Source organism: Sphingobacterium tenebrionis (assembly GCF_037126265.1).
Taxonomy (GTDB): Bacteria; Bacteroidota; Bacteroidia; order Sphingobacteriales; family Sphingobacteriaceae; genus Sphingobacterium; species Sphingobacterium tenebrionis.
This window is the reverse complement of the sequence record NZ_JAYLLN010000001.1, coordinates 254,717-273,145: the sequence shown is the minus strand read 5'-3', so window position 1 is coordinate 273,145 and position 18,429 is coordinate 254,717. Positions and strand designations below refer to the sequence as shown.

General features: G+C 47.1%; 15 protein-coding genes. 4 read left to right on the top strand and 11 right to left on the bottom strand.

Features of this window, described 5'->3' with window-relative positions; translation table 11 throughout:
- The 7 genes from VJ786_RS01175 to VJ786_RS01145 form a co-directional block, all read right to left on the bottom strand.
- On the bottom strand, positions 1-699 hold a 699-nt coding region (locus VJ786_RS01175), incomplete at its 3' end, for an IS110 family transposase (RefSeq protein WP_336557099.1).
- A 395-nt stretch (positions 700-1,094) separates the two neighbouring features.
- Positions 1,095-1,886 (bottom strand): tyrosine-protein phosphatase, encoded by a 792-nt coding sequence (locus VJ786_RS01170; protein ID WP_336557098.1) that lies wholly within the window; start codon positions 1,884-1,886, stop codon positions 1,095-1,097.
- Positions 1,887-2,032: 146 nt separating this feature from the next.
- Entirely contained in the window at positions 2,033-3,022 is a 990-nt protein-coding gene (locus tag VJ786_RS01165) for a mannose-1-phosphate guanylyltransferase (RefSeq protein ID WP_336557097.1), read from the bottom strand.
- A 133-nt stretch (positions 3,023-3,155) separates the two neighbouring features.
- Positions 3,156-3,689 (bottom strand): exonuclease domain-containing protein, encoded by a 534-nt coding sequence (locus VJ786_RS01160; protein WP_336557096.1) that lies wholly within the window; start codon positions 3,687-3,689, stop codon positions 3,156-3,158.
- A gap of 70 nt (positions 3,690-3,759) precedes the next feature.
- Complete coding sequence (locus VJ786_RS01155) at positions 3,760-5,037, bottom strand: replication-associated recombination protein A (protein ID WP_336557095.1); 1,278 nt, start codon at positions 5,035-5,037, stop codon at positions 3,760-3,762.
- A gap of 557 nt (positions 5,038-5,594) precedes the next feature.
- Positions 5,595-8,417, bottom strand: coding sequence for a hypothetical protein (locus VJ786_RS01150; protein ID WP_336557094.1), 2,823 nt, complete (start codon positions 8,415-8,417; stop codon positions 5,595-5,597).
- Entirely contained in the window at positions 8,417-8,953 is a 537-nt protein-coding gene (locus VJ786_RS01145) for a hypothetical protein (protein ID WP_336557093.1), read from the bottom strand. Before VJ786_RS01145 ends, VJ786_RS01150 begins: the two co-directional genes overlap by 1 nt.
- Positions 8,954-9,137: 184 nt before the next feature.
- Here VJ786_RS01145 and VJ786_RS01140 point away from each other — a divergent pair, with 184 nt between their 5' ends.
- Positions 9,138-9,392, top strand: coding sequence for a hypothetical protein (locus VJ786_RS01140; protein ID WP_336557092.1), 255 nt, complete (start codon positions 9,138-9,140; stop codon positions 9,390-9,392).
- 102 nt (positions 9,393-9,494) lie between these two features.
- Here the strand turns inward: VJ786_RS01140 and VJ786_RS01135 are convergent, their stop codons facing one another.
- The 4 genes from VJ786_RS01135 to VJ786_RS01120 form a co-directional block, all read right to left on the bottom strand.
- On the bottom strand, positions 9,495-10,307 hold the full coding sequence (locus tag VJ786_RS01135) for a fimbrial biogenesis chaperone (protein WP_336557091.1): 813 nt from the start codon (positions 10,305-10,307) through the stop codon (positions 9,495-9,497).
- An 84-nt stretch (positions 10,308-10,391) separates the two neighbouring features.
- Positions 10,392-10,982, bottom strand: a complete 591-nt coding sequence (locus VJ786_RS01130; protein ID WP_336557090.1) for a hypothetical protein — start codon at positions 10,980-10,982, stop codon at positions 10,392-10,394.
- A gap of 283 nt (positions 10,983-11,265) precedes the next feature.
- The gene (locus tag VJ786_RS01125; protein WP_336557089.1) at positions 11,266-11,796 is read right to left on the bottom strand and encodes a hypothetical protein; all 531 of its coding nucleotides are present in this window, start codon (positions 11,794-11,796) and stop codon (positions 11,266-11,268) included.
- Between the two features lie 90 nt (positions 11,797-11,886).
- Positions 11,887-12,717: a helix-turn-helix domain-containing protein gene (locus VJ786_RS01120; protein ID WP_336557088.1), complete on the bottom strand. Its 831-nt coding sequence runs from the start codon at positions 12,715-12,717 to the stop codon at positions 11,887-11,889.
- 213 nt (positions 12,718-12,930) lie between these two features.
- Here VJ786_RS01120 and VJ786_RS01115 point away from each other — a divergent pair, with 213 nt between their 5' ends.
- From VJ786_RS01115 to VJ786_RS01105, 3 genes are all read left to right on the top strand, one after another.
- Positions 12,931-14,037, top strand: a complete 1,107-nt coding sequence (locus VJ786_RS01115) for a tetratricopeptide repeat protein (protein ID WP_336557087.1) — start codon at positions 12,931-12,933, stop codon at positions 14,035-14,037.
- Between the two features lie 268 nt (positions 14,038-14,305).
- On the top strand, positions 14,306-16,420 hold the full coding sequence (locus tag VJ786_RS01110) for a carboxy terminal-processing peptidase (protein ID WP_336557086.1): 2,115 nt from the start codon (positions 14,306-14,308) through the stop codon (positions 16,418-16,420).
- 807 nt (positions 16,421-17,227) lie between these two features.
- Complete coding sequence (locus VJ786_RS01105) at positions 17,228-17,695, top strand: hypothetical protein (RefSeq protein WP_336557085.1); 468 nt, start codon at positions 17,228-17,230, stop codon at positions 17,693-17,695.
- Positions 17,696-18,429: the final 734 nt, after the last annotated feature.

Below are 18,429 nucleotides of genomic sequence, written 5' to 3'. Positions count from 1 at the left end.
GAATATCCTGGGCGCCAGTCCGAAATAGGATATCAGCTGCCTGTGCCCCTCGAACCGACTGAAACCGTCCGTCAGGATGATAAGCAGTGCTGCGCTGCGTGGCCCTATTCCCGGTATGCTCCGCAGGTTCGCGTTGAGTTCCCCGTAATTCTCCATGATGATCTGCTGGATCTGTCTTTCATGTTCATTGATGTTCTCATCAAAAACTTTGATCCCTTCCTCCATGGTCTTCCTGAGCGAGGGGTCCAGTGTCCCAGCATATTCATATGCATGGAGCTGGTTCCCTAGAAGGTTCCTGCATTCCTTCTGTCCCTTGATATAGCCCTCCAGGTTCCTGATCCTCAGCACATGTTCCTCCGGCAGCCTCCATTGGGCAGGTTCCGTCATGCTGGTGAACTTGGCGATGAGCTGGGCATCCTTCCTGTCGGTCTTGGTCCTGGCCAGGGTCATCTGGGAAAAACGCCTGATGACAAGGGGGTTGATGACCGAGACACGTTCATCCCTCTCCCAGAGGAACCTTGCCAGCCGGAAGTAATAGGGACCGGTGGCCTCCATCGCTATATGGCTGCCGTGCATGTGGCCCAGGGCCTCCACAAAACCCGCTTGGTCGTTACGGAAACGACCCTTGAAAACCTCTTTCTCTCCCGATTGGACAGAAATGTCAAAATAATCCTTTGAACAATCAATACCTGTTACCATATTTGTATATCATATTTGTGGATCACAGCAGCTCTTATCATAACTTATCAATCGTAAAAACAGGCTCCTGGCCTAATGAACTGTCCAAGTTTATGATAGGAATAAGAGAGGGGGATTAACATTGCGAAGGGTCTCTCAAGGACCAATGACGATTAAAAATCTTACTCCCTCTCTCGCTGTATCCTAAATGAAATACAAAATTATATTCTGTCTCTTTAATTCCTATAACTTTTCTACAAACTTACGATGACACTAATTGCATTAAAACATATGTCGATCATGAAATAAAACCAGAATGGATAAAAATAAAAAGAGATGCCCACGGCATCTCTCCTCTATTATCTATTATCTAATATCTCTCATCTAATCTTCGATCTCTGATCGAAGATCGAACATCAAGCTATATTCCTCACCTTATCCGAAAAAAGGTTCGCATTTCTGATCGGATTCCCTTTCAGCAGATCCTGTACATCATACTTGCTCACCACCTGCTTCAAAGCCTCCAGATGCCTGGTATGGTGCATATCGGTACCCACAAAATCATACATACCGGATCTGATCAGCGTGAGTGAGGCGGTCTTTACGTTCTCGCCATAATATTTACTGATGGAAAGCAGGTTCAGCTGCAGCATACAGCCCGCATTCTTGATATCCTGAAAGATCTTAAAGTTATTATGGTAATAGTTATAACGTTCGGGATGTGCCAAGATGGGCTGATATCCCTTATCCTGGATGGATTTGATGATACTGAACAAACCTTTGGATTCCGAAAGGTATGACATCTCGATCAGCATGTATTTCTCACCCATTAAGCAAAGTTTATTGCTTTCTATCCACTGATCCAACTGATCATCAATCATATATTCCGCACTGAAGTGCAATTGGAAGTCTATATTCTGATTTTTTAATGCGGATTGAAGGGTTGCATGCGCTCCGGAAATGCTCTCCGGAGTATTGTTATGCACACCGGCCATGACATGTGGCGTGGAGATACTACGATGGATTCCCAATTCTTGGAGTCCTTTTATCAATTCAATGGATTGTTCGACATCCTGACTTCCGTCATCAATTCCTGGCAGGATATGATTGTGCATATCCCAACCAATCCATGCTAGTTTGTTATGGTGAGAACCGCTCTGCGACCTTTTCTTCTCGTTTCCTCCAAATAAATTTGACCAGAATCCCATGTTGTTGTATTTCTTTGTAAAAAATTGTTTGGTTTACAGGCTACTTGTAGCAAAAGCAATACAGTATTAATACGCTTCTATAAAGTATTTAACGAAGTCTGAACCCTAAACGCTACAATCAGATACTTAAACGATACAACACGTATCTACACCAATCCGGAATTATCTTTCTCTAAGGCTTCGTAAACCTGTTTAACATCTTGCGCACGACTTCTATCCAGGACCAAAACCGCATCTTCCGTACTGATCAGCATACAGTTGCTGAGCCCTACAAATACCGTGTGCTTTTTTGATCCAACAACAATGTTGCCATTCTCATCCTGCTTGTGCCCTTTGGTCCTGTAATAGGTATAAAGCGAATCGAAAGCGCCCATATCCGACCATTCAAAACTGGCAGGGACGACCTTGATCAGGTCCGATCTTTCCAGCACGGCATAATCGATACTCTTGGATGGGATCTTCATCGAATGGTCCTCATCCAGGACAAGGTCCACTGCATACTCGAATGCCACCTCTGATGCATTGTAGAGTTTTGGCTCAAAACGCATCAACTCCTCCAGGTAGACCCCTGCCTTAAAGCAGAAGATACCTGAATTCCAGAGAAAATTCCCTTGTTTCAGGAATTCCTTTGCGGTATCCTCGTTCGGCTTCTCACGGAAGGAAAGAACGTTGTTCTGATCGTGTTCGATATAGCCATATCCGGTTTCCGGTCTCGTGGGGATGATACCGAACGTCGCGATGAACCCCCGCTGGGCAAACATAATCCCCTGGTTGATGGCTTCCGCATAGGCTTCCTGGCCTTCGATCAGGTGGTCCGACGGGGTCACCACCAGGATATCATCCGGTTCGGCATGGAAAGCGGCGAAGGCAATGGCAGCAGCCGTATTCCTTGGGGCAGCCTCCGCGATGATATCGTGTTCTACATTTTTCAGATATGGTTCGGCCAGGTCCTTGTTGGAACTGGAGCCCACCAGGATGACTTTCGAGGAAACCTCGAGGTTCCTTTCGACGGTCAGTCCAAATAGGGTCTTGCCTTCAAAAATAGGAAGGTATTGTTTTGGTCTTGATTTACGGGATAATGGCCATAGCCGGGAGCCGACACCGCCTGAAAGTATAACGTTGATAATTTTACTCATATGTATTGGTCTAGGGACTTCCCCTAATCTTTTGCTAGATGAAAACGATCCTTTAATGGATAACCTTTATAAAAGGAAATAGTTCACCTTGGCAAGTAATAATATTTGATTAATAATAAAATGGACTGCCAAGTTAGTAGACCTTCCCTGACCTCATCATTTCCATGGCGGCATCCTTTTTCAGGAAAAGTTCTGCGGTCGCCCTGGCATCTGAAAGGGCATCATGGTGCTTGAGTTCAACGCCCATAAGTTCGCAGCATATGCTCAATTTGGTCCGCTCAAAGCCGTAGGAACGGTAGATCTTGCTTGTACAGTCCCAGATATCCGGCAGCATCAGCTCCGGATAGCACAGTCCATAGTGCTCCATGGTCTCTTTCAGTACCGATCGGTCCAAGAGTTCATCATGGGCCACCATATGCTGGCCCTGGATCATCTCCTTTATGATCGGATAGATCTGGATGAAGGAAGGTGAATTTGCTGTATGTTTGGGCTTTATCCCGTGGACACGGGAGGTCTGCCACATGTATTTATTCTCTGGCGGTCGTACCAGACTGTAAAATTCATTGCTGATTTCTCCACTTACGACATTCACAATACCCACAGCACAAACGCTATTGTATTTTGCCGTCGCCAATTCAAAATCGATCGTTGTAAAAGTTTCTAGCATGCTAAGCTTTCATAAATATGATTAGAAATCGGAAATTCCTATTGCCCAATACACAAATGTAAACAAAAATCTAATAGCCATATTTACCTTTCCATTTCTCCTTTAACGTTTGTCGCAATTTATCCTCCGCAGGGTTCTTCCCCGGATCGTATAATTTATGTCCACTGAGTTCATCGGGCATGAATTCCTGTTCCACGAAATTCCCGGCATAGGCATGTGGGTAAAGGTAATCCGTACCGTAATCGAGTTCTTTCATGAGCTTGGTAGGGGCATTCCTTAAGTGGATCGGAATGGTTAGGTTTCCCGTTTTCTTTAGGAGGGCCTGGGCTTTATTAATGGCTTCGTATGCCGCATTGCTTTTGGCCGAACTGGCCAAATACGTCACTGTTTGCGAAAGGATTATCCTTGATTCCGGCCATCCGATCACGTTCACCGCTTGAAAGCAGTTGTTGGCCAATAGAAGGGCATTGGGATTGGCATTCCCAATATCTTCAGAGGCAAGGATAAGAAGCCTACGGGCAATGAATTTTGGATCTTCACCACCTTCGATCATTCTGGCCAACCAGTAGACAGCCGCATTCGGATCGGAACCACGGACGGATTTGATGAAGGCCGATATGATATCGTAATGCTGGTCGCCGTCCTTATCGTAACGAAGCCGGTTCTGCTGCACGTGCTTAGCGACAAACTCATTGGTCAAGGGTTGACCCAGATGCCCTGCTGCCTTGCTCACCAGCTCCAGAATATTCAGTAATTTCCTGGCATCTCCTCCCGAAAGCTGCAACAGGGCTTCGTACTCCTCAATTTTTAGATTTTCCTGTTTGAGGAATTCATCATCCTGGATGGCGCGGTCCACGATCCGGACAAGGTCCTTTTTTCCGAGCTCCCTCAGTACGTAGACCTGGCAGCGCGATAAAAGCGCAGAGATAACCTCAAAGGATGGATTTTCCGTGGTCGCCCCGATCAATGTCACCGTCCCCCTTTCCACAGCTCCCAAGAGGGAATCCTGTTGTGATTTGGAGAACCTATGTATCTCATCTATGAACAGGATGGGACGCTCCTGGTTGAAGGCGCTCATCTGCTCGGCCTTCAGGATAACCTCACGGACATCCTTCACCCCTGATTGTACCGCGCTAAGCGAATAGAACGGGCGATCCAGCGAATGGGCGATCAATAGGGCAAGTGTGGTCTTTCCGACACCCGGAGGCCCCCATAGGATCATCGAGGGGATATTCTGGCTGCTGATAGCGTCATGGAGAACGGCCCCCTTACCCATGATATGTTCCTGGCCGATGTAATCCGAAAGTTCTTTAGGCCGCATCCTTTCGGCCAGAGGTATCTTAGACATATACAATTATACGATTTTTTGATTTTAAAAGGTGTTGATCCAGGGAACCTTGCGCCAATGTTGTAATCACCGGACAACTGTCCTCAGGGTTAAATAATATGCTAAGTGGAACCGTAACGGGAATATTTGTCCTAAAAACTATACATCACGACCTTCGTCTATTTTCCGGTCGGTCGATTTTTTTACATATGAATCAATATGGCAGACCATTTGGTTAAAAAGAATCATCGTGTGGCACGAAAATCCAAAAAAAATCCCTGATAATCATTTCGATGGATTTTGGCCTGGATTTGGCATATGGAAATATATTATCGGACCAAAATTAAGACAGCATATGGAAACGCTCGAAGAAAAAGCCAAAAGCCTGGGATTGGAAAAGGGATACTACCTGCTATTAATGGAGATATTATTCCCACAGGGCGAGAAAGAAAACGACATACTCTGATCCAACACTTAAACTATTATACCCTGGCAATGGGATGTACCTTGACTGGAACATCCCATTGGCCCTGGGGGATCTGGTCCCTTTCATGTGCGGACGGATCCAATTACCAAAATCACGGAGTACCGAACCTCTTCACTTCTACCCTTTTTGCTCGTACAGAAAGATGTATAACGGACACTTCAGCGATCTTACCTGGCCGCAGGTGCACCTCGGTCCCCATCCCATTATGGACAATGTCCGCAGGTAGGCTCTGCAGGTCCACCTGGATGCTGTAGGTCCCCTCTGGCAGGCTTGCCCTGAATTCCCCATTGGAATCGCACATCATTTCGTACCTCCCACCATCGTAGAGAGCAAGGACACGGATGTCCCTAAGTTCATAATCTACCCTTCTGCTGATGCCCGGGACATAGTCGATCGCAAGGCGTCCCCGGACCTCACCCCCCAGACGCAGAGGAACCCGCAGTTCCACCTTCCTATGGTCAAGATCAAGTATCCTGGTTTCGGCAAGATACTGTTCCCGAGGGGGAAAGTACAGTTTATAGGTCCCATAGGGAAGAGAGGAAAAGGTGGATAGCCCCTGCTGATCGGTCGTCAGCAGGAAATCCCCCATTGAAAAGTTATAGGACCCCGCTGGTTTTTCATCGGGATCAAAGATCCCATTTCCGTTACTATCGAAAAAGCATTGCACCTGGATATTCCCCCGTTTGATCCGTGGGGACATCGGATCCCTGTAGGGAAGGATCTGGCGAACGCCCAGACGGAGGTTGTTGTACATGAAGGCATCCCCTCTCCCATTGGAGTTCCTACTCAGCTGGAGGTTCCCCTGGATTTCCGTTCGTGGCATGGCACGGTATCTCAGGTCCAGGTTGACGCCATAACTATCCCCGTTGCTGCTGGATAGAAAGGCCATGGATCCGGCATTCCACCCAAACCTTCCATCCAGGAGCTTACCCCCCACCCGGGCACTGACCGAAAAACGGTCGGGCTGGCCCACCATTGAACTGCTTCCAATCAGATCCAATGACTGCATGGCTCCCTTTTGGTAGGAACCGTTCATTGCAAACTCGCCATAGGAATATCCAAGGTCCGCACGCATCGCCCAACCGGTTTGATCCTGTCCTTTTCGGTCGACAAGAGCGTTCTCCAGGGAGAAGTTAAATTGGTGCCTCAGATCAGAAGATCGTAGATTCCCAGAGAACAGCAGTCCCATTGACCTGGTCTGGAGTATGCTCTCGCCAAGGGCCGTCTGCAATCTGGTCTGCTCGGAAAGCAACCTGGGGACCAGGCCAATGTTCATCCGTGGAGTTAAGGGGGCAAAGACTGAAGCAGAGATCCTGGAGGAACGCTGGTGGTAAAGGAAGGAATTCAACGAAAGGTAGCTCGGATTCTGGTCCATGAAGGTCTGGTCCAAGCTCAAATTGGCCTTTCTCCAGTTCCTGGATAGTCTGTTCATGACCTGCAGGGTCCCTCTTCGGTTCCCGGGGTAGTAAGGGGAACTGTAGAACCCTTCACTGTTGAGCTGCCATTTCCCGGGCTGCCATGTAAAATTGAGCCCACCGGCAGCCGAAGGGATAAAGTGCCGGCGCCCTTCCCCTTCACCCTGGAGACCATGGAGTCCAAAACCAAGTCTGCCCTTCAGACTGGCACCTCTTGGAGCCCTGGCGGCCAACAGATCGAACTGGTTGTAAACCAAAAGGCTTCTGGTACTGTCTAGATCATTCCGTTCCATCACAACCTCTGCCTGGTATGCCATCCTACCGGCAGGGCGTACCCACTTTTCAAATTTTGCGTATGCCGCATGGCCTAGCCCTTGTCCGTATAGTCCGGCAAGAAGGTCGGAGGATCTCTCCAGCAGCGCCAGGGTATAGGAGATCGTTTTAGAGGTATCCCGATGGGAATACCGGACCCCACTTCCATACACTGGCATCTCCAGGGATTCCTGGATGTTTCCAAGTGTGAGCACATGCCCTCCCAGGGCCATCTCCATGTAGGTATTGCTGATGACCGGCCGCGACATGCCGTTCACATGGTACATCATCGCACCGAAGTGCGTCCTGCTCCCCATCAGCGTATAGTCCCCCTGTGCCCTGAGATGGTAGGTTGGCAGCGGACTGGCCAGATTGTCCGCCTGCAGTTCCATAAAATTAGGGGTCTGCCATGCCCTTGATGCATCACTGGGGAACATCCTGGCGAAGTCCCGATGGGAGGAAAGGCTGGTAAAGACAAGAGAAATATTGTCCACCAGATCACTGTTCTGGTACATTCCGCTCACATTCACGGTATATTGGCTCCTTTGCAGTATATACCTTTCCACGATGATCGAGCGCCTGATCAGGGTATCTTCTCCCGGGTCCAGTTCAATGGTGGATTCGAGGAATTCTGCTTTACCTATCCTGTCATCAGAGGAGTATACGATCTTCACCACCTCGCGCCGGGTTCCCAGATTGGAGACCCTGACCCTGGTCTCAATGGAATCACCCACTTGCCTGATGTACTGGAACAGGGTCTCGTTTGCCATCCTCACCAAACGTCTGGAGGGGACCGTAAGCCTGATCCCTACAGATTCCCTGATCCTGCCCGTGGAGTCCATGAGTTCCAGGATCGCCTCTTTATCCTGGGCCAGGTGAAGCCCTGCCATACGGAACTTGATGGAAAAATAACGCACCTGTGATTCCCCGATCTCCAATGGTATCAGTTCCCGACCTAGAACATCTGCCCCCTGGGGAAGAGCCAGCCTTACCGAGCCCTTGAAGCCTTCGACCTTGGAGGCACTGATGCTCAGATCAAGCGAATTGATCCCTGGATGCACGCTCATTTCCCTTTGGACGGTTATCTGCGGCCATTCTTTCGAGCTCTGGGCATAACAGCACGTGATGGTCAGGCAAAGGGCCTCCAGGATATAAAAAACATGTTTGATGGTTACTTTTACCTTCATTACCTGGGTAATAAAAGATAGAGGATGGAGACCTGATAGCTCCCCATGGAGAGCCCCTTGATCTGCTGTATGGTCGGTTTTGCCTGGTACTCCAGATGGAATCTGCGTTCGACTCCCTTATCCGAGGAAAGACAGCTTGCCAATAGGGACTCGTTTTGGGAGATTATAGTCCTGGGGTTCGACTGAATTATCGCGCCTTGGCCCGGCAGTAATTGAACCGAAAGGATGGAAACTGGAATAAAAGACGAATTAACCCCTCTGAATTCACTATCCATCGAGCTGACCCTGACCTCGAAATCAGTCGCGGAATTCACTTTGAGGGCATCATTGATGGTCAGGGAGACCCCCTGTGCATAATCTCTGGAATTCCTGAACTCCAAATTCGCCGTGGCAGTCTGGGGAGAGAAAAAGAATCCGAAATCCGGTTCTACATCGACCATTCCACCATCGCTAAGGTTGGGGGGCATCTGCATTTCATAGTTCACCCGCTGCATACCCAAAACCTTCCCCTGAGCATCATACAGTGTGAAGACCAATGGGATCCTGTACTTGATATGCCTATATTGGTCCGTACTGAGGTACTCCTCCAGGTACTTGCCCGGCTCGACCTTCAGTAGGCCGAAAAGCCTGTACTGAACATAATGAGATCCATGCGAAGCCAATGGCTGGCCGGAGGATTCGATCAACCGGACCTCAGATGAGGATTGAAGTTTAATCGGATTGCGTGATGCTCCAATTCCGGCGAGGGAAAAAACGGACTGGTTGTCATCCAGGGTCCACTGCAGCGAAATCCTTTCGCTTGGGAAGGCCCTACCCGACCGGTTGGGCCCTCCGGAAATGGGAACGATCGGTTCAAGTACCCTGACCCCAATGCTCCACCTGGGCACATTGGTGCTCTGTCCGGAGATATTGAACTGGAAGGAATTGAATCGCTCTGGAGTGGTCCTTCCAAGGTACGAACTGACCTGGAAATAATTATCCGACCACACAGTGAACTGTACCTGAGCCCCCAACTGGCCAAGGTTCACTAGGTATAAGAAAATAAAACCCACGAAGGATCTGCAGCATCCACCCATCTCACTCCTCCGAATTGAACTCGATTTCTGCGATCTTCACCAGGTCCTGGTCCTCGAAAAGGAACATCACAGAAGCCAGGTGCTTGCCCTTGGAGAGATCCTGGGGTATCGGGATGTAATGTTTCCTTCGGTCCCCCGGCAGGCTGTACAGACTTATGTCCTGCAATTGGGTCTTGCTCCCATCCTGCTGGTTCAGGAACTCGGCCCTGATCCTTCCTTCGACCCAAACGTTCCCCTCAACGCGGAAACTAACCTCCAGGTATCGTCCAAGGCTATCCAGAAGTATGGGCCTGAGATCGGTGACTTCCAGATCGATCGACTCCCTTGCCGGAAATCTATGGTAGACCTTGATCCCTGAGCGGACCGCAAGCCGGATATTCGCCCCATCCCGTTCCTGGCGGGCCCTTGGGTTCATCTGGGTGATGAACAGCATGGCTGTATGAACCGGAACATCCGGATCCACCACCCCGTTTTCCGGGACCTTCATCCGGAGCTGGATACGTTTGGATTCTCCGGGCTTGAGCGAAAAATACTTTTCTGAAACGGATAACCAATCGGCACATGAATTGGAAAGCGACCCACCCGTTGAGAGCTGGTTCTCGCCCAGTTCCGAATAGGACCAGTCCTCGAACGAAACGGCCAACTGAAGTTCGTAGTCCGCACTTGGATTGCTCACCTCCACGAACTGGACCTGCTCCTGTCCCTGCTCCGATACAAAATAGATCCTGGGGGGACCCGCAGTAAGACCTGTCTGGGCGTAGCCACAATGAATCCCCGAGAGCACCATTAGGCAGAAAACGTATATAAATTTCATGCTATAATATAATTTTACCAGGTATACAGAAAAGCAGGGATCCATCCCAAATGGCCCTGCTTTTCAGAAAAACTTCTTGGATGATTAGTTTGCAGCAATCGTGTAAACCACATCCACTGAATATTTCGCAATGGATTCCTTGTTGTTCAACATCTTTCTGAGAAGATCTGCATTCGTGATCGGCTTTCCGATATATTTTACATCGATCTCCTGGTCAAGTACGGAAGATTCCGCTCCGCTGGAGCTGCCGAATGGACCCCAGCTCATGTTTGCAGCAGCATCCAGGGTCTGCTTATTGCCAACGGCAATCTTCAGCACCTGGCTGGCATCCACTAGATCCTCACCACTCCCCTGGGCTTTCTTGAGCTTTGCCCCATCAGAAAGGGTTGCGTTCACCTGATAACCTGAGCCAACGGATGAAACTTTGAGCTGCCTTAGGACGTTCTTCTCCACTCCATTGTTGTAGTCCTGGGTGTTTTTATATTCCAAGGTAACCTCATCATCATACCCACTGCTCACCGGACCGTCCTGCCCAGCACCGGAACCAATGCTGATGGTCTGGAAAGGGTTAAGGATAACGTTTACTTTTACTTTTGCGCTACCGGAAGTTGTCTGCGCGTTCACCATGTTGATGCCAGCTAGGATAACTGCAGCGATCAGGATCATTTTTTTCATTTTTTCTATCTAGTTAAGTTTGTTCAAGATTCTATTTCAACCCTACCATGTTTGGATGCCGGTTGAAATTGATGATGCAAAACTAGAGGTATCTGCCTAAAAAAAAGTATGATTTTATGCTTAAAAATTATGAAAAACGTTCCGTTGGAATTTTTGTAGTCACATCTCTACAAACGTACGCTACCATCCGGATGGGCATCAGATCGATTTCCAGGAATGTCACTGAGAGCATAGGTACCACCATCCACAATCCCCATTTGCACAAAGGGGACCTTGAAGAGCCCTACCTGGTCTCGATACTGTACAGGATGTCATTGGTCAGTGTGAGGGCCTGCTGTTGGGATGCCAGGTCAAGGAGGTCGCTACCGCTGGGACCGATATAGGTCACATCGAATGTGGCCCCGAGGTTCGGACGGCCGGAAGATATAAAGACCGACTCTCGGTTATCCAGGCTGACCTGGTTCATCGAGAGGTCCCCATCATGGACGACAGCCCTTGCGTTCATCCTGATTCCAGAGAGCGGATGTCTGCGACCTGGTCCGCTATCCAGACTGATGAACTCGGAGTTGGCAAGTTTGACCTTGACCTCAAATGCCTCGGTACTGAACAGAGAAATATGGGCAAGTTGTAGGCTCTGGACCCCCTGCCTATAATCATCCATATTGGAATATGAGAGCGTGATCTGCTCCTGCTGTGGATGGATGGTGAGGTTCTGGACGCGGTTCAGTACGATGTTCAACCTTACGCTCTGCCCATTGGAAACCATGATGCCGGCTCCGATCAACAACAACAAAGATAATATGATCCTGTTCATTTCCCCTCCTTTTTCTGATTGACTAAATATAGTTTTTTTTCATCACATGGGCCCACCGGATAAAAAAAAAATCGATTTGACCCACAAATGTTACAATCTCCATTTTTTCCTGAATTCCTTGGGTGATATACCGAACCTTTTGGAAAATGAGGCACTGAAATTGTTCACATCCCTGAAGCCAAGGTCCCAGGCAATCTGCTTTATGCTCCTGTCCCCATCGGCTAGCATCCGTTTTTCCAGGTCACCCAGATGCTCGTTGATCAGCTCCTTAGGGGTCCTGCCTGTTATCCTCTTGGTGATCTGCGTGAGTTTACGCTGGCTTACCTTGAGCTGGTCGGCATATCCGGAAACCTTTCTCTCTCTCTTGACTGACTTCTGGACAAGGATACGGAACTCGCTGACCAGTCTGGACTCGTTATCGGCAGAGTGCACTGGAGCATACTCAGACTGCTGCAGATAGATATGTCCCATCAACAGGATCTGCCTTACCATATTGAAGGCAAGATCCCGGTAGATGGCACGGTTGTAATTGCACCTTGCCATTTCCAGATGGCTGACCATTAAATGGTAGTAACTCGAATATTGTTCTGTGAGCTTCAATATGGTATACCCCTGCAAACTTTTCTGAAGTGGTCCAAAGCTCAGCAAAAAGGAAAGTTCATCCTCGGTCCGGGCAGCAAACCCCTGGGAGAAATAGAGCATCTGGAAAATCCGTGACTCCCCTTTGCAAGGGGCAATCCCTATGCCTTTTGCAAGGAAGACCAGGCTTAGGGGTTCTAGCTCCAGTTTTTTTCCGTTAACCCTTAGGCTGCAGCCGGATTCATTGATGAACAGGATCTTGTACAGGGAGTCCTGCCAGTCCTGTGGCAGGCCCGAAACGACCGGATCCCCCGAAGTAATCTCTCTGATTCCGAATTCCATTCTTATAAGGTTTATGGATCAAACATCCGATTATTTATACATCCAGTCAATAGCATGGATCATTCTTTTGTATGAGCCTTGTCACCGGGATTCCGCGCGTAAGACATAACCGATAACCTGAAAAGTGATTTTTCTGTAAGCTAACCAGTTGGGACATCCATCGCCAATATGCAATTTTCCTACTGAGTACATTTTTTTGTAGATTTGGACCATATGAATTATATTCCGGATTTATCGAAAAAATATTGGCTGGCCTTGGTGGGCACCTGTATCATAGGGATGATGGCGCATGCCCAGACACCTGGCATGGTACCCTTGGACCCATCTGGATTTGTCACAAAGTACAACACAGACTTCGATGGCATTGGTCCCGAAGTATACGTTCTCCCTGCACCAAGGAGCCAGCAAGAGGTACTGGTGGATACTTATAGGGAGAAATCCGACTTCTTTGACTCCATTTCTCACCATCTGGATTACCAAAAACTCATTGAAGGATTTAGGAGCACCTCCAACAAAGGGTATATCCTTCAGAACATCAAACCATTGCCCAGCTCCACAGAGCAATGGGAGGAATTGATCAATAAACTACAACAGAACAACAACAGGCCCCTGGCAGCAGGGATCGCCAACGAATTTGCCCTTGAACTTCTTAGGAACAGGGAGACATCCAAGGCCATTTCAGTCCTGAGGTCCGGAATGAGCGGTCTGCAGCCCGGATCCGAACGTATGGCGCTCCAGTTCAACCTATCAAACACCCTGCTGTATATCGGGGACAACAATGGAGCCACTGCCCTGCAGGAGAGCTACTTGAGCAGTGCATCCATCAACAGAGATATAAAGGACCAGGCTGATATCCTAGTCGCCATAGCACGCAGCGAGGCGGACCGCAGGAATTACCGTGCAGCGGAGAACACGATCATCAGAAAGGCCATCCCCCTATACAATAAGATCAAGGATACCATGGGAAAAGTCAACGCATGGACAAGTTTGGCAAGGATCTACCAGATTCAGAACAAACACACCCAGGCGCAGTGGTTCCTTATCCAGGCCCGGGAGCTTGCCATTTCCAGGGATTACCAGAACGATTTGGCCGAAATGGAATATATGCTGGGGTATTCCAAGTATGTCCAGCAGAATTATAGTGTGGCCAAACTGGAACTGGAAAGAGCCATGTCCATGGCCAATCGGGAGAACAATAAAATCCTTCAGTTGGCCATCTCCGATAAACTGGGGGACACCTATATGAAATTGGGGGATTATAAAGAAGCAGAATCCGCTCTAGTGGACTATTGGCGATTGCGCCGAGAAGTCTTCCCTTGAAGCCTCGCCGCCCTATAACAGTGCTGTCCAAATACCCATGTCCTTTTTCAGCCCACATTAACCCATCCGTATAGACATCACCTGACCCAGTATGGAGGAATGTGAGAATGAATGGCGATTTTTGGTTAAATAAACTTAAAACCACGAATTTTTGACAATTGGCATGATTATTTTACGTTGTGGCAACGCAGGATTGTTGAAATTTTGATTAATTTTAACATATTTTGATAAAACAAGGAAATAATTACATCTAAAGTCAGGAACATATATGTTTAAAAATCTTATTTTTTGTCTCGCGTTGATTTCAGTGGTCGCTTGCGGCGCAAAACCACGAGTAAACCTGGAGAAGCAGGGAATGGAGCTGAGGCCGACCACACAGCATGAAATCATAGCAAAGGAGGTTGCGAATCTTCTGGAGAATGTCAGCTATAAGAAAGCCACCATGAACGATTCCCTGTCGAACATAATCTACAACAACCTCATCGAGACAATTGATCCAGGAAAAAACTATCTGCTGCAATCGGACATCGATGACTTCCAACAGTACAAGAACAGCATTTCCCAGGATTTCCGAAAAGGGGACCTCACAAGCACCTTCTACATTTTCAGCAAATATGTGGACCGCTATCTTCAGGCCATGAACTATGCCTTGGCACAGATCGATGCAGTCCACGATTTTACCTTGGATGAAAACTACACCAGCTTTCGTGAGAAACTACCTTGGTTCAGAACCGCTGCAGAGGTGAAGGACCAATGGCGCAAAAGGGTCAAGTATGATCTTCTGAACCTAAAGTTGGCATCAACGGATTCAGCAAAGTTCGACCTGGATAAAAGCAAGGAGTCCTTGCGCAGCCGTTACAACAACTTGATATCCCAGATCAAAAAAACGAATGCCAATGATGCATTCCAAGTGATCATGACTTCTTTTACGGACGCTGTGGATCCGCACACAAACTATTTTAACCCATCCTTGGCACAAGGTTTCAACGAGAGCATGTCTAACACGCTGGAGGGTATCGGTGCCCAATTGCAGATGGAAAACGAAATGGTGACCATCAAGATGATCATCGCCGGAGGCCCTGCATTTAAGGAAAAATCCCTGCAGATCAATGACCGCATTGTTGCAGTAGCACAAGGAAACGGTGAGTTCGAGGATATTATCGGATGGCGCTTGGATGCGGCGGTCGCAAAAATCAAAGGTAAGAAAGGAACGGTTGTCCGCCTGAAGGTTCTACCTGCCGGAGCGGCATTGTCCACCCCGCCAAAAACAGTCACACTAACCCGTGAGAAGATCGTCCTTTCGGAGGAATCCGCAAAACGTAAGATCCAAACAGTGAAAGGAACGGATGGAAAGGCCTATAAAGTTGGTATCATCGACCTTCCGAAATTCTATATAGATTTTGAGGCAGTCCGACGAGGGGACCCGGATTATAAGAGTACCACCCGAGATGTCCGATTGATCATCGACAGCCTGAAACGCGATGGGGTCGACGCTATCGTAATGGACCTGAGGAACAATGGCGGTGGCTCATTGGTAGAAGCTGTAGAACTTACCGGATTGTTCATCGACAAAGGACCTGTTGTACAGGTTCGTGATACCAGGAACCGCGTCCAGGTGGATAGTGACGAAGAACCGGGCCTGGCCTGGGAAGGTCCGTTTGGTGTGATCATCAACCGTTTCTCGGCATCGGCCTCAGAGATTTTCGCAGGTGCCATCCAGGATTATGGTCGTGGTGTCATCCTTGGCTCAACCTCCTATGGTAAAGGTACGGTTCAGAGTGCGGTGGATATGTCCCGATTTATATCAGCAACCAATAAGATTTTGATCAAAGCAGCTGGTAACAATGATCCGGATACCCCTAATGGAGCACCTGAATTTGGGCAGATCAATATCACGATGGGTAAATTCTACCGTATCAACGGAAGCAGCACCCAACATAAGGGGGTCACCCCGGATGTCACATTTCCGACCCAGTATACCGCGGAGAAATTCGGAGAAAGTTCAGAGCCTTCGGCATTGCCCTGGGACCAGATCAAACCGACCAATTTTTCAAAGATCCGGGAACTGACGGGAACCAACAGCAAATTGGAAGCCCTGCATAAGGCCCGTGTTCAGAAATCACCAGCCTACAGTTTCCTATTGGAAGATATCGAGGAATTCAATAGAGCGGAACAGATGCCATCCGTAAGCCTGAATGAAGCGGAACTGAAGGCTGAACGAGAAAAGAACCGTTTGAAATTACGTGATAGGATCAATAAGCAATTAGCTTTCGAGGGAAAACCATTGTGGGAAGAGGGCCAACCACAACCCAAGATAGAATACGATTTCGTTCTGGATGAAAGTGCGAAGATCATGGTGGACTTTATCAATCTGAAGAAATAAATCAACAGCGGGCAGCTTGACCGTTCGTTCATAAAAATGGCTGCCGCTGCAAGCAATGGTACCGCAAAGGACGCTTATTGTTGGATTAAAAAGGAGTATGGGGAAATATTTTCCCATACTCCTTTTCCGGTTTTTGGCAGGTGCATTTTATAACCAAGGGATGGCTCTTGCCCAACAGTGGATAATGATCTTTTCGAGTTCCGATAGATAGGCACCATAGTCCCTAAAAAAAGGTAATTTTCTAGAAGAATCTTTGTCCTTATCGGTTTTTGACGCCAATATCTGAAAGGCTCGGTTATTGCTCGGAGAATGATTTTGGTTATAAGTCCCGATTGGATGTAGTGGGACTTCTGGTGTACTGCTTATTACACTTCGGACGCTGGGCACAAATACTGTTTCGCTTTTGGGAATTCCGGATCCTGGGCACTCCTGGCAATAGCGATAATCCTACTTGGGGGTTCAGCTCCGATCTATCCCCGAAATGGAAAATAAGTTGTTCCATCTACCCATAGGGAGCTGGCAACCATTAACCAGGACCAGCACTTGATTTTAAATCATTCAAGGCCGTATTCAATATGTACATTTGTGTTGAAATGGTAGGACAATAATGGAAAGGTGATATTCAATTTCACTATAGGTATGAATATCGTGGAATGTTTAGTTCAAGCACCTGAGCCCCACTTAAGTCCTTGGTTTAAAATCAGCGGTTACCTAGGTATTTTGTCCTGAAAAAAAAGTATTTGTTCATGTAAATTGGTTCGGATTTTTTATCTAATTTGGCCTCAGAACCATGAACAAAGAAAAAATATGACCTTGGATGAAAGATTGGAAAAATTCAATGAGCATTTCCATTATAAAGAACAACCTGAACTATTTGAGTTCGACATGTCTCCGGAGAAGATCGCTTACAGAAATGAAGCCCTAAGGACAGCAGACAGAGATCTATACCTAAAATACCTCACTAATAGGTATTCGGAGAAATTGCAGAAAGAAATGCAAAGCTTTGATCTCTCGGCAAAAAACCTCGTAAAGATAGACAAGGCTTCAGCAATTGAACTATTTAAAAGATATGAAGTCAACCTGCTCAAATCGGACATCAGTTTCCTGGAGGAGGATGCTATCTATAACATGTATAAGGTTAGTCCAGAGAGCATAGAATTTTTATTGGAAGGTTATCGCGAGGATCTAATCGATGTTTTTGCACCTATTGATGAGGTTTTCCAGAATGGAAGGAGTGAAATCTATCTGGACAAAAGTGGAGTGTACTCAAACTAAAAGATCGGATTTGAGATTTTGCTTATCTCGAATTCACTTTAATTTAAATAGAATTTTATGAAAAAGTAGGTTATATCGGGAAAGGAGATTATTGATGATTTGTTCTGATCGGATATTTTAGTATTTGAAAAAACATTAAACTGCCAGCCAGAATGCAAAAGACCAGAAGATTGCTTATTGGCCAAAGATAATCCTGAACAGGAAATCAGTTCCGATCGGAAATGTCACCTTGTATGAAAAGAAGAATAGCCATTCTGGATTAAAGAAATGGAACAAGGTCGAAAATTGCATGGATGAATTTTAGAAAAAAGGCAGGCGCAAATAAATTCGCAGTTTCAAGTTATGGAATGCAATCACCTACCGTATTGACGGATTCCGGGAGCTGAAAGGCGAGGATAGCGATTTTCTAAGCAATGGGATGTATCAACATTAGCCTTTTTTTTACAATTATGCTAACGAATATATCCTATCCAGGCGAAGACAGATACTCCAAATCAATTATACTACAATTTTAATCTAAAGATTTCATGACCATCCCCTTTATATCAACAGGCGGGGCTTATTTTAGTATATTTTTTTCTATATTTACTTTGATAATATAAGTTTTAAGACTTTTGGTTAATAAATAGTCAGCAAGCCTACATCTCCCGATCGTAGGCTTGTGTTTTTTAAATAGTTTTTTTTAGATTTAAACATTCATTAGTCAGAGTTGATCGTGCAATATCAATCCTGAT

Excerpts from the sequence above, each read along its gene's own strand:
- VJ786_RS01170 (WP_336557098.1), bottom strand. The coding sequence starts at position 1,886 with ATGGGATTCTGGTCAAATTTATTTGGAGGAAACGAGAAGAAAAGGTCG.
- VJ786_RS01165 (WP_336557097.1), bottom strand. The coding sequence starts at position 3,022 with ATGAGTAAAATTATCAACGTTATACTTTCAGGCGGTGTCGGCTCCCGG.
- VJ786_RS01160 (WP_336557096.1), bottom strand. The coding sequence starts at position 3,689 with ATGCTAGAAACTTTTACAACGATCGATTTTGAATTGGCGACGGCAAAA.
- VJ786_RS01155 (WP_336557095.1), bottom strand. The coding sequence starts at position 5,037 with ATGTCTAAGATACCTCTGGCCGAAAGGATGCGGCCTAAAGAACTTTCG.
- VJ786_RS01150 (WP_336557094.1), bottom strand. The coding sequence starts at position 8,417 with ATGAAGGTAAAAGTAACCATCAAACATGTTTTTTATATCCTGGAGGCC.
- VJ786_RS01135 (WP_336557091.1), bottom strand. The coding sequence starts at position 10,307 with ATGAAATTTATATACGTTTTCTGCCTAATGGTGCTCTCGGGGATTCAT.
- VJ786_RS01130 (WP_336557090.1), bottom strand. The coding sequence starts at position 10,982 with ATGAAAAAAATGATCCTGATCGCTGCAGTTATCCTAGCTGGCATCAAC.
- VJ786_RS01125 (WP_336557089.1), bottom strand. The coding sequence starts at position 11,796 with ATGAACAGGATCATATTATCTTTGTTGTTGTTGATCGGAGCCGGCATC.
- VJ786_RS01120 (WP_336557088.1), bottom strand. The coding sequence starts at position 12,717 with ATGGAATTCGGAATCAGAGAGATTACTTCGGGGGATCCGGTCGTTTCG.
- VJ786_RS01115 (WP_336557087.1), top strand. The coding sequence starts at position 12,931 with ATGAATTATATTCCGGATTTATCGAAAAAATATTGGCTGGCCTTGGTG.
- VJ786_RS01110 (WP_336557086.1), top strand. The coding sequence starts at position 14,306 with ATGTTTAAAAATCTTATTTTTTGTCTCGCGTTGATTTCAGTGGTCGCT.
- VJ786_RS01105 (WP_336557085.1), top strand. The coding sequence starts at position 17,228 with ATGACCTTGGATGAAAGATTGGAAAAATTCAATGAGCATTTCCATTAT.